This window comes from Variovorax sp. 05L425 (assembly GCF_056397705.1).
Window position 1 is genome coordinate 254,327 of sequence record NZ_JBFTNY010000004.1, and the last position, 11,962, is coordinate 266,288.

The following is an 11,962-nucleotide window of genomic DNA, read 5'->3' on the forward strand; positions in this document are numbered from 1 at the left end:
CACACCCCCAGGCTTGCCCACTTCGTGTGGCCTCCCCCCCTTGCAGACAAAAGGATCAGCCATGGCCATTCGCACCCGTCGCGCCCCGCCGCCAGCCGCCTTCGACGACCGCGCTCAGAGCGCGTCGATCGGTATCCTGGCGACCGCCTTCTGCGTCGGCGGCGCGCTGACCCTCCTGGCGCTCACGACCACTCGCACGATGCGCGGCGAAGCGGTCGCCGGGCCGCCGGACGGCGCACCGCTCATGCGCGCGCCGCTCCAGGTGGTCGCGCCGGTGGACCTCAAGCGTTACGCAGGCCTGTGGCATGAACAGGCCCGCTTGCCGAATCGGTTCGAAAAGCAATGCACGGGGCCGGTAACCGCCGAATACAACTTGCGCGGCGACGGCAGCGTCGAGGTACGCAACTGCTGCATCCTCGCCGACGGAAGCTTCGACGAATCCGTCGGTTCGGCGCGTGTGGCGCCCGTTACCGGTCAACCGGGCGCCGGCCGGCTGGAAGTGCGCTTCGCGCCCGACTGGCTTGCGTGGCTACCCATGGTGTGGGGCGACTACTGGATCCTGAAGCTGGACCGCGACTACCAGGTGGCCCTGGTCGGGACGCCCGATCGCAAGTGCCTCCGGGTACTGTCGCGCGCCCCCGTGCTCGACGAACTCTCGCTTGGGGCCGAACTCGACTACGCCCGCACACTGGGCTTCGACGTCGACAAGGTCGTGTTGACCGGAAGGTAGGCCGCGAACTGCGCCGGCAGCTCGCTGGGCCGCTGGCAGTGGATCGCGTTCCAGCCGAGTTCGCGCGCGGCCAGGACGTTGGGAAGCGAATCGTCGATGAAGATGGTGGTGTCGGCCGCTGCGAGCCCGTAGCGCTCGGTCAGCAGGTCGTAGATCTCCCGCTGAGGCTTGATGACCTTCACGTCGCCCGAAAAAATGCCGCCGTCGAACCACCGGAAGAAGGCGTGGCGGTATTCGAGCACGCGGGCGTAGGGCTCGGGCATGTTCGAGAGATAGTAGAGGCGCAGGTCCTCGCCGGCGTCGCGACGATCACGCAGCCCCGCGAGAAGATTGACCGTGACGGCGATCGGCTCCAGCCTTTCGCCCATGGGCGAGAGCACGTCGCTGAGCCGGTCGGCGGGCAGCGAGAGCCGCAGCGCCATGCGGCCGATCGCATCGTCGAGCGAATGCGTGCCGCGATCGAATCCCAGCCAATCCTCGTGATGGAACATCTGTCGCGCCAGCGCGTGCGCCGCTTCAGCCGTGGGTGCATGCGGCGCAAGCTGCGTCTGCACCAGCGCGACCGGCTCCCAGGTCAGGAGCACTGCGCCGAGATCGAAAACAACGTTCGTGGTCATAGGGTGGCGGGGACGATGGAGACGCCGTGGTTCGTCAGGGACAACGTCGTCTCCGCGCCGGCAGTCAGGGGGTGCGCCAGGTCGGTGGAAACGACGAACACCGAGCCGAGCGCGGTGTCGAAAGCATATTCGTAGAAATTGCCCAGGAAGGCGGCCTTGCGCACCGTCGCGGGCAGTCCGACGGCGGCCCCGATGTACCAGGCCTCGGGCCGGACCGCGACCTTGACGATGCCCGGCGGCACGGCAAGTCGAGGAGTCAGTGTCAGCGGGCCCATCTGCACACGCCCGTCGGGTTGCGCCAGCGCGGCAAACACCATCGCCTCGCCCATGAAGCCGGCAACGAATTCGCTTTCGGGGTGGCCGTAGAGCTGTTCGGGCGTGCCGCGCTGTGCGATCACGCCGTGGTCCATCACGATGATCTGATCGCTGACGGCCAGCGCCTCGCTCTGGTCATGCGTGACGTAGGCTACCGTCAGCTTCAGGCGCTGCTGGAGGTTGCGGATCTCCTCGCGCATCTCACGGCGTAATCGCGCATCGAGATTGGACAGCGGCTCGTCGAAGAGCAGCACGGCGGGCTCCAGAACGAGCGCGCGCGCCAGCGCCACGCGCTGCTGTTGACCGCCTGACAGCTCGCTGGGCATCCGGTCGTCGAAACCGACCAGCCCCACGCCCTTGAGCATTTCTCTCGCGCGCGCCGAGGCCTCGTTCTTTCGCACGCCGCTCATCCTCAGTCCGTAGCTCACGTTCTCGATCACGTTCATGTGAGGGAACAACGCGTAGCTCTGGAACATCATGCTCACGTTTCGCTCGGCCGGGCCCAGCGCCGTGACATCGCGACTGCCCATGAAGATCGAGCCCGAAGTCGGCGACTCGAGGCCCGCGATCATGCGCAGGATGGTCGTCTTGCCGCAACCGGATGGGCCGAGGATCGTGGTCAGCGTTCCTGCGGGTACATCGAAGCTGACGCCTTTCACCGCAAGCGGCGCGCGCGCGTCGGTGCCATAGCGTTTGGTGACGTCGCGAAGTTCGATGCCGTTACTCATGGAATCTTTCTTGGATTTGTCTTCTCAGGGCACTGCCGCGACGATGATCGGTACGCCTGCCCGCCGGCGTCCCAGCTTGCGTTCGCCGACAACCCATTGCACGAACGCGATGGCAACCGCCATCAGGATCATCAGCACCGTGCAGTACGCCAGCGCGACACCGTAGTCGCCATTGCCGACCCGGCCAATGATGTAGGTCGTCGCCAGCTCGTTCTCGGCCGTCACCAGGAAGATCACGGCGCTGACCGTTGTCATGGCACGCACGAAACTGTAGACCAGCGCGGCCACCAGCGCCGGTTTCAGCAGGGGCAGCACGACCTTGAAAAGCGTCTGCGAGGTCGACGCGCGCAGCATCAGCGAAGCCTCGTCGAGCGAGCGGTCGATTTGCTTGAAGGCCGCCGTCCCCGCGCGCACGCCGACCGGCAGGTTCCGGAACATGAAGCACAGCACGATGATGAGGCCGGTGCCCGTCAGTTCGAGCGGTGGTACGTTGAACGCCAGGATGTAGCTCACGCCCAGCACGGTGCCCGGAATGGCGAAGGCGAGCAGCGCCGCGAATTCGAAAACGCCCTGCCCCTTGAACTCATTGCGCGCCAGCAGCCACGCGATCAGCAGGCCGAAACCCGCAGTCAGCGGCGCAGAGATGCCGGCGAGCTTGAGCGTGGTGATCAGCGAATTCCACGCCGTGCCTGCCCACACAATGCCGAACTGCCCCCATTCGAGCGCGAAGGCCGTCCTGAAGTGATTCAGCGTGAAGGTGTAGTCGCGGCCCCACGTCTGCACGAAACCGCCCGCGAATGCGAAGAGATAGACCACCATGGTGAAGGCGATCCACGGCAGCGCGATGCCATGGATGGTGCGCCGAACGCCGTCGGGCAGCGCCATGGCAATGCCGGCGTCGCCCTTGCCGCTCACTGTCGTGTAGTTGCGCTTGCCGAGCACGCCGCGCTGGATCGCGAACACCGCCAGCGCGAAAAGCGTCAGCACCCAGGCCAGCGAAGCGGCCCGGCCCTGGTCGTATTGCGCGCCGACGATGGCGAAGAAGATGTCCGTCGAGAGCACCGAGAACTGGCCGCCCACCACGATCGGATTGCCGAAGTCGGCGATGCTTTCGATGAAGCCGACGAGAAACGCATTCGCAAGCCCCGGCTTGAGCAAGGGCAGCGTGACGGTGAAGAAGGCCCGACGGCGATCCGCCCGAAGCATCAGCGCCGCCTCTTCCAGGTTCGGCGAGACGCCTTGCACGACGCCCCGCATGATCATGAACGCAATCGGCGTGAAGGCGAACAACTGGGCGACGAGCACACCCGGCATGCCGTAGAACCACCGCGTGGGCTCGATGCCGAAGCTGCTTTCGAGCACCTGGTTCACCACGCCGGCACGGCCGAACAGCAGGATCAGGCCCAGCCCGACCACGAAGGGCGGCGTGACGATGGGCATCAGCGCAAGCACCCGCAGCGGCGCTTGCCAGCGTCGGTTGCCGCGCTCCGACATCAGGGCCATCAAGGTGCCGAGGAAGGTCGTGCCCGCGGCTGTGAGCAGAGCCAGCGCCAGCGTGTTCCAGGCGACCCCGCAGCGCACGCCGCCCGCGAGACAGCCGAGCCCCCAGATCCGTTCGGTGCCGATGCGGGCAACGAACGCTGCCATCGACCACCGGCCGTCCTCGTCGAGAAAGGCACCCGCGAGCGCCTTGCTCACCGGATAGGCGATGAACAGGGCCATCAGCACGCCGCATGCGATGACCGCGCCGGAGACGAACAGATCGCCCTTGAAGAAGCCCAGGCGCGCAATCCCGAATGCCGCGAGCAGGATGAGCGCCGAGATCGCAAGGAAGCCGCCCGCACCGATGCCGAACTGGTGGACGGGCAACTCACCAAACTGTGCTTCGAGGATCGGGAGCGTCCAGCCTTTGGCGCCGATCAGGAATCCGCTCAGCGCAAGACCGACGGCGCCCACGGCGCCGCCCACGAGCAACAGGCGGCCCTGCGCGCGGCCGGCCCGAAGCAGGCCACCGAACACGCACAAGGCCAAGCCGATGAGCCCGATATGGAGCCAGCTACGACCCTGGAAGGCGGCCTGCATCACGCCATCGGCGCCCTCGCCCTCGCCGAACACCTGCGGGATGACCTCGTACCAGGCCGTGTCCTGGATCGCATACCAGGGCAGTGCGACGTAGCCGATGAGACCGGCCGCGATGCATGTCCAGATGGGTCCGTTGGGGCTGCGCCGCCCTTTGGAGATCGAAGACACGCTAGTGCGGCAGCGAGTTGACGTCCTTTTCCCAACGCGCGATCAGTCGCCGGCGCTCGGCGCTGGCGCCGTACTTCGCGTAGTCGTAGTTGATCATCTTGATCTTCTTGAAGTCCGGCACATTGGGATCCACCGTCGTCGCCTTGTTCGACGGCAACTGATACTGCTTGGCGGCCGCGCCGAAGGTCTGCGCCTGCGGCGTGAGCGCCCATTCATAGAACTTCTTCGCCTGTTCCAGGTTGCGCGCGCCCTTCACGATGCTCATCGAACCGATCTCGGCGCCGGTGCCTTCCGAGGGCGTCGTTGTCTCGACCGGGAAGCCCTGCATCTTTTCCTGCGGCGCGTCGTGGATGAAGCTGATCGAAACCGCCGTCTCGCCGCGGGCCACCGCCTTGATCGGGCCGGTGCCCGAGCGCGTGTACTGGCCGACGTTGCGATGCAGGCCCTTGAGGTATTCGAAGGCCTTGTCTTCGCCCATCAGTTGCACGAGCGTGGCGATCATCGTGTAGGCGGTGCCGCTCGAAGCGGGATTGGCCACCTGGATGTCGCCCTTGTATTCGGGCTTCAGCAGGTCGGCCCAACTGCGCGGCACGGCCAGCTTCTTCTTCTGAATGAGTTCGGTGTTGTAGCCGAAGCCCAGCGGCCCGGAGTAGATACCGACCGTCCGATAGCCGGATTGCTGGGCCTGCTGCTGCGCCCATGGATAGAGCTGCGGCAGCGTCGGAGATTTGTATTCGAGCGTGAGGCCCATCTCGGCTGCCTGCAGATGCGGGTCGCCGGTGCCGCCGAACCAGACATCGGTCTTCGGGTTGTCTTTCTCGGCGATCAGTTGTGCGAGCGCCTCGCCGGAGCCCTTGAGCGACATGTTGAGCTTGACGCCCGTGGTGCGCGCGTACACCGTGGCAATCATGTTGCACCATTCGGCCTGGACCGAACAAATGACGTTGACGGTCTGCGCCGACGCGGCGGCCGACACACCCATCAGGACCACCGCGGCGGCAACGCGCACGAGTTTCTTCTTCATCTTGACCTCGTTCAAAAATAGAAAAGGCCCCGGGGGGCCGCGTTCAGCTTATCGCGGAGTCATCAACGGGCGGATCGGTACAAGTACCATTCGCCCAGCAAGCTTCATGCTCGCGCTTTACAACGCACAGGTATGTATCCATGAGTTTCGATCTCGTTCTTTTTGGCGGCACCGGTGACCTCGCATGGCGAAAGCTGATGCCCGCCCTGTTCCAGGCCTTCCGGCACGGCAGCCTGCCCGAGGGCGGTCGCATCATCGGCGTGGCACGCGATGACCTGAGCGACGACAGCTACCGCGAACTGATCCAATCGCGCTTCGAGGCCGTCGAAGGCGCCAAGCGACCGACGCCGGAGGAGTTCAAGCAGTTCGCCTCGCTGCTGTACTTCTTGCGCATGGACCTTTCGAAGCCCGCGGACTACCAGAAGCTCGCACAACTTCTGAAGGCACGAAATGCCGACACGGTCGTGATGTACCTGGCGACCGCGCCCGCACTTTTCACGCAGGCTGTCGAGCAGATCGCCGCGGCGGGCCTTAACGGCCCCCAGACGCGCCTCGTGCTCGAAAAGCCGCTGGGACACGACCTGGCCTCCAATCGCGCCATCAACCAGGCCGTGTGCAAGGTCCTGAACGAGCACCAGGTGTTTCGGATCGACCACTATCTCGGCAAGCCGGCGGTTCAGAACCTGTTCGCGATGCGTTTCGGCAATGCGCTGTTCGAGCCGATCTGGCGGCGTGAGTACATCGCCAACATCCAGATCACGATTGCCGAAGACCTCGGCGTGGAGAAGCGAGGTGCCTTCTACGACCAGACAGGGGCACTGCGCGACATGGTGCAGAACCATGCGCTGCAACTGGTCTGCGCAATTGGCATGGAGCCGCCGATCAATGCACATGCCGATGCGATCCGCGACGAAAAGCTCAAGGTGCTTCGCGCGCTGAAGCCCTGGACCGCCGAGGACATCGGCCTTCATGCGATTCGTGGCCAATACGTCGCAGGTACCGCGTACGGCGAGCGCGTGCAGGGCTACCGCGACGAGCCGGGCGTCGAGCCCGACAGCCGCACCGAGACCTTCGTTGCGCTGCGCACCGAGATCGCCAACTGGCGTTGGGCCGGCGTGCCGCTCTACATCCGCACAGGCAAGCGGCTGGCATCGCGCGACGCACGCATCGAGGTCAACTTCCGTCCGACACCGCACGCGATCTTCCGTGCACCGGCCAACTCGGTGAACAAGCTTGTCATCAATCTGCAGCCCAGGGACGGCCTGGAACTGCACATGCTTGCGCAAGCGCAGGGCAGCCGCCAGCGCAACGGGAGTCGCCATAACGCACCTCAGCTCGCGCCCGTACAGCTCGATCTCGACTTCGACAAGCGCTTCGGCTCGGAGCGCGTGGGCGCCTATGAGCGCCTGCTGCTCGACGTGATCGGCGGCCGGCTCAATCTGTTCGTGCGCAGCGACGAGCAGGAAGAAGCATGGCGCTGGGTCGAGCCGCTGATCGACAGCTGGTCATCCGATGGAACGCCCCGCCCCTATGCCGCAGGCACCTGGGGCCCAAGTGCATCCAGCGCGATGATCGCCCGCGACGGCTACGCCTGGGGCGAAGAACAGTAACGGCCGGCACAGCCAGCCCGGCCCGTTCGTGAAACACCGCGGAACTGGCTCTGCCAGGCCGCTGGTGTTGCCCCCGGTAGGGGGTGGGCGGCTACACGAAGTGAGCCAACCTGGGGGCGAGCCTAGCTCCTGCCTTCTTCGACGGCGTGGCAGGCAACCTTCACGCCACGCAGCGTCTGCAACTGCGGACGCTCCTTCTTGCAGCGCTCATTGGCGAGCGGGCAGCGCGGATGAAAGGTGCAGCCCGAGGGCGGATTGAGCGGGTTCGGCACCTCGCCCTGCACCGGCGTGCGCGATCGGCCCACGTGCTTCATCTGCGGAATCGCATCGAGCAGCATGCGCGTGTAAGGGTGCTGCGGTGAATCGAAGAGCTTGTGCTTGTCGGCGACTTCGACCAGGCGCCCCAGATACATCACGCCCACCTGGTCGGCCACATGGCGCACCACAGCGAGGTTGTGTGAAATGAAGAGGTAGGTCAGTCCCCGCTCGCGCTGCAGGTCCTTCATGATGTTGAGCACCTGTGCCTGCACACTCACGTCGAGCGCTGAGGTCGGCTCGTCGCAGACGAGAAACTCAGGCTGCGTCGCTAGCGCGCGTGCAATCGAAATCCGTTGGCGCTGCCCGCCGGAGAACTGGTGCGGATACTTCACCATGTCCAGCGGACTCAGGCCGACCGATTGCAGGAGTTCACCGACGCGCGCCTTCAGTCCCGGTCCTTCCTTGAGGATGCCGTGTTCGCGCAGGGGCTCGCCGACGATGTCCTCGACGATCCAGCGCGGGTTGAGGCTCGCGTACGGATCCTGGAAGATCATCTGGATGCGCCTGCGAAGCGCCTGGCCTCCACGGGTCTTGTAGATGGCATGCACGTCCTGCCCGTCGAAACGCATGCCGCCCTGCGACGGCTGGTACAAGCCCACCAGCAGCCGCGCCACCGTGCTCTTGCCGCATCCGGATTCACCGACGAGCGCCAGCGTCTTGCCGCGCTCGATCGAGAAGCTCACACCATCGACGGCCCGCAACAGCACGCGCGGCTTGCGCTCCAGGACGCGGTTGAGCCACGGTGGCGAGACATCGAAACTCTTCGCAAGGTCGTTCGCCTGCACCAATGCGCTCATACGGTTGCTCCGTAGGCCGGCGAGGCGGTGTGCGCAGCGTGCAGCCAGCAGGCGGCGCGCGTAGCGCCCGCGTTCATCAAGTCCGGCCTTTCGACGAGGCAACGATCGAAGACACGCGGACAGCGCGGGTTGTAGGCGCAGCCGCCAGGAATGGCGTTGAGCCGCGGCATGGCGCCGTCGATCTGGTTGAGGCGTTCGCGGTCCATCGTCATGTCGGGAATGGAGGCCATCAGGCCGCTTGTGTAGGGATGGGCAGGCTGATGGATCACTTCCTGCACGGGACCGACTTCGGCAATCCGGCCGGCGTACATCACGGCCACGCGATCGCAGGTCTCGGCGATCACGCCCATGTCGTGCGTGATCAGCATCACGGCCGCGCCACGTTCCTTGCAGATGCCCTTGAGCAACTGGATGATCTGCGCCTGGATCGACACATCCAATGCCGTGGTCGGCTCGTCCGCCACGATCAGCTTGGGCTCCGCAGCGAGTGCCAACGCGATCACGACGCGCTGCCGCATCCCGCCCGAGAATTGGTGCGGGTAGTGGTCGATGCGCTGCGCCGCGCCCGGAATGCCCGTGTCCTCCAGCAGCCCGATTGCGCGACGACGCGCTTCATGCTGGGGCACAGGCAGGTGGGTGCGGATGGTTTCGGTCAGTTGACGCCCGATCGTGTAGAGCGGATTCAGCGACGTCAAAGGGTCCTGAAAGATCGCGCCGATCCTGCGGCCACGGATGTGCCGCATCGCGTCGTGCCCGAGGTTGTCGATGCGTTGCCCTTCGAGACGGATTTCGCCGCTCGCGATGCGACCGGGTGGCTCGAGCAAGCCGATGATCGCCGCGCCGGTGAGCGACTTTCCCGCGCCGGATTCGCCCACCACGCCGAGGATCTCGCCCGGCGCAATGTCGAAGGAAATGTCGTCGATGGCCCGCAACGTGCCGCGGCGATGCGGAAACTCGACGACCAGATTGCTGACTTGCAGGAGAGTCATCGAAGTTTGGGATTGAGCGCGTCGCGGAGCCAGTCACCCAAGAGGTTCACGCTGAGCGCGATGAGCACCAGCATGAGGCCCGGAAAGAGCGTGATCCACCATTCGCCGGAGAACAGAAAGTCGTTGCCGGTACGGATCAACGTGCCCAGCGAAGGAGATGTCGGCGGCACCCCGACGCCCAGGAACGACAGCGTGGCCTCCGTGATGATCGCGGTCGCGACATGGATCGTCGCAAGCACCATCACCGGCCCCATCACGTTGGGCAGCACGTGCCGCATCATGATGCGCAGCGGCGCGACGCCCGTGACGCGCGCGGCCTGCACGTATTCCTTGTGGCGCTCGACCAGCGTGGAGCCCCGCACCGTGCGCGCGTACTGCACCCAGCCACTGAGCGATATCGAGATGATGAGCACGCCGAAGGCGAGCGACCCATGCGCATCGGGAAACAGCGCGCGGCCGATGCCCGCAATCAGCAGTGCGATCAGGATCGGCGGGAACGACAGCATCACGTCGCAAAGTCGCATCAGGAAGGCATCGAGCCAGCCGCCGAAGAAACCCGCGAGCAGTCCCAGCACCACGCCAACCAGCATCGAGAGCACCACCGACACCAGGCCGACCACGAGCGAAATGCGCGCGCCGAACATCACCGCCGAGAGGATGTCGCGCCCCTGGTCGTCGGTGCCGAGCAAGTACTTGCGCGTGCCCTCCGCGGCCCAGGCCGGCGGCAGGCGCGCGTCTCCGAGTTCGAGCACCGCGAGGTTGAACGGATCGTGCGGCGACACCCAGTTGGCGAACACCGCGCAGAAGACACAGGCGAAGGCGATCAGGGCCGCGAACATCGCGACAGGCGAGCTGCGAAAGCTGTGGCCGACATCGCTGTCGAGCCAGCTGGCGATTCTCTTGTTCATCGTGGAAAGTGAAAGCGGGGCCCGCCGCGGCGGGCCCCAGGCACGGGATCGTCAGGCGCTCAGGGTTGCTGCTGCGCCTTGATGCTCATCCACTTGAAGAACATGAAGTTGTCGGCGAGCTGCGTGAGCTCGACCTTCTTGCTCACGCCCCAGGCCAGCGACTGCTGATGCAGCGGCAGGTGGCCGATGTCGTCCGCATGGATCTTGAAGGCTTCCTTGATCAGCTCGTTGCGCTTGGCCTTGTCGGTTTCGGACTGGATCTTCTTGGTGATCTCGTCCAGCTTCGGATTGCAATAGGCACCAAGGTTGAACTGGCCCGCGCCCTTGTCGTCCGGACAGGCCGTCAGCGAACTGAGCGCGTTGTGCGCGTCATAGGTGGTGGGCGTCCACCCCAGCATGTAGAAGCTGGTGTCGCGGCGCAGGACCTTCGGGAAATAGCTGCCCTTGGTCTCGGCGATGAGGTTGATCTTCACGCCGATGCGAGCGAGCCCGGCGGCAACGCTCTGGCAGATCTGCGCGTCGTTGACGTAGCGGTCGTTCGGGCAGTTCATCGACACCTCGAAGCCGTTGGGGTAGCCCGCATCGGCAAGCAGCTTCTTGGCGGCGTCGACGTCGTAAGGCAGGCGCTTGTCCTGCTCCGCCGTCCAGCCGTTGACGCCGGGGCCGACCAGGAGCGCCGTCGGCCGCGAGGCGCCGCGCATCACCGTGCGCTGGATGCCCGCGATGTCGATGGCCTGGTAGAAGGCCTGGCGCACGCGCTTGTCCTTGAACGGGTTCTTGCCCTTGACGCTGGAGTAGAGCAACTCGTCACGCTTCTGGTCCATGCCCAGGAAGATGGTGCGCATTTCAGGTCCGGTGATGACGCGTGCATTGGGGCTCGCGTTGATGCGAGCGATGTCCTGCACCGGCACCGGCTCCATCACGTCGACTTCGCCGGAGATCAGCGCAGCAACGCGTGTTGCCGGATTGGCGATCGGCGTGAAGATGATCTCCTGCGCGTTGCCCTCGATCTTGCCCCAGTAGGTGGGATTGCGAACGAACACGGTTCGCACATCGGGCTGGCGCTCGCGCACGCGGTAGGGACCCGTGCCGTTGGCCTTGAAGGAAGCGGTGTTCTCGATGCCCTTGCGTTTGTCGACCGGCTTGGCGGCGCCGTTCTCCTCGCACCATTTCTTGCTCATGATCATGGTCAGCGTGATCACGTCGGGCAGGATCGGGAATGGTCCGTTGGTCTCGATCTCGATCGCGTAGTCGCCGACCTTGCGCACCTCCTTGATGTCGCTCAGCGTGGCCTTCATGTCGGAGCCGTCGCCCTTGGCGCGCGCGAAGGTGAACACGACGTCGTCGGCAGTGAACGGCGTGCCGTCATGGAACTGCACGCCCTTGCGCAATTCGAAGCGCCAGACGTTCGGCGAGGTCTGCTTCCAGCTCGTGGCGAGCAAGGGCGCGAGGCTCAGGTCCTTGTTGCGACCCACGAGCGGCTCGTAGGCATTGGCGGTGACGCTCAGCTGCAGCGATTCATTGAGCGAGTGCGGGTCGAGAGAGAGTGCATCCCCCTGGTTGGCGATGCGGATGGTTTGAGCACCGGCCACCAGACTCGTGGCTGTCAGCACGGACAGGATCGCCGCCGCGACAACGTTTTTCTTCAGACTCATGAGAAGCACTCCTCGGGGTTG

General features: G+C 65.2%; 10 protein-coding genes. 2 read left to right on the forward strand and 8 right to left on the reverse strand.

Annotated features, from left to right (window positions below):
• Positions 1-61: 61 nt before the first annotated feature.
• Positions 62-730 carry a lipocalin family protein gene (locus AC1DN9_RS07050; RefSeq protein WP_478098606.1) on the forward strand — a complete coding sequence of 223 codons (669 nt, stop codon included), beginning with the start codon at positions 62-64 and terminating at the stop codon, positions 728-730.
• Here the strand turns inward: AC1DN9_RS07050 and AC1DN9_RS07055 are convergent.
• The 4 genes from AC1DN9_RS07055 to AC1DN9_RS07070 are packed head-to-tail and all read right to left on the reverse strand — an operon-like array spanning position 676 to position 5,664.
• Positions 676-1,347, reverse strand: coding sequence for an HAD family hydrolase (locus tag AC1DN9_RS07055; RefSeq protein ID WP_478098608.1), 672 nt, complete (start codon positions 1,345-1,347; stop codon positions 676-678). The two genes, AC1DN9_RS07050 and AC1DN9_RS07055, sit on opposite strands and share 55 nt — an antisense overlap.
• Positions 1,344-2,390 (reverse strand): ABC transporter ATP-binding protein, encoded by a 1,047-nt coding sequence (locus tag AC1DN9_RS07060; protein WP_478098610.1) that lies wholly within the window; start codon positions 2,388-2,390, stop codon positions 1,344-1,346. Before AC1DN9_RS07060 ends, AC1DN9_RS07055 begins: the two co-directional genes overlap by 4 nt.
• 24 nt (positions 2,391-2,414) lie before the next feature.
• Positions 2,415-4,598 carry an ABC transporter permease gene (locus tag AC1DN9_RS07065; RefSeq protein WP_478098726.1) on the reverse strand — a complete coding sequence of 728 codons (2,184 nt, stop codon included), beginning with the start codon at positions 4,596-4,598 and terminating at the stop codon, positions 2,415-2,417.
• Positions 4,599-4,641: 43 nt separating this feature from the next.
• Entirely contained in the window at positions 4,642-5,664 is a 1,023-nt protein-coding gene (locus AC1DN9_RS07070) for an ABC transporter substrate-binding protein (protein ID WP_478098612.1), read from the reverse strand.
• Between the two features lie 140 nt (positions 5,665-5,804).
• Here AC1DN9_RS07070 and zwf point away from each other — a divergent pair, with 140 nt between their 5' ends.
• Positions 5,805-7,274, forward strand: coding sequence for a glucose-6-phosphate dehydrogenase (gene zwf / locus AC1DN9_RS07075; RefSeq protein WP_478098614.1), 1,470 nt, complete (start codon positions 5,805-5,807; stop codon positions 7,272-7,274).
• A gap of 122 nt (positions 7,275-7,396) precedes the next feature.
• Here zwf and AC1DN9_RS07080 read toward each other — a convergent pair whose 3' ends face one another.
• Genes AC1DN9_RS07080 through AC1DN9_RS07095 form a run of 4 tightly spaced genes read right to left on the reverse strand, consistent with a single transcriptional unit; the run spans position 7,397 to position 11,941 of the window.
• The gene (locus AC1DN9_RS07080; protein ID WP_478098616.1) at positions 7,397-8,389 is read right to left on the reverse strand and encodes an ABC transporter ATP-binding protein; all 993 of its coding nucleotides are present in this window, start codon (positions 8,387-8,389) and stop codon (positions 7,397-7,399) included.
• The gene (locus AC1DN9_RS07085) at positions 8,386-9,378 is read right to left on the reverse strand and encodes an ABC transporter ATP-binding protein (protein ID WP_478098618.1); all 993 of its coding nucleotides are present in this window, start codon (positions 9,376-9,378) and stop codon (positions 8,386-8,388) included. Before AC1DN9_RS07085 ends, AC1DN9_RS07080 begins: the two co-directional genes overlap by 4 nt.
• The gene (locus AC1DN9_RS07090) at positions 9,375-10,286 is read right to left on the reverse strand and encodes an ABC transporter permease (RefSeq protein WP_478098620.1); all 912 of its coding nucleotides are present in this window, start codon (positions 10,284-10,286) and stop codon (positions 9,375-9,377) included. Before AC1DN9_RS07090 ends, AC1DN9_RS07085 begins: the two co-directional genes overlap by 4 nt.
• Positions 10,287-10,345: 59 nt before the next feature.
• Entirely contained in the window at positions 10,346-11,941 is a 1,596-nt protein-coding gene (locus tag AC1DN9_RS07095) for an ABC transporter substrate-binding protein (RefSeq protein ID WP_478098622.1), read from the reverse strand.
• Between the last annotated feature and the right edge of the window lie 21 nt (positions 11,942-11,962).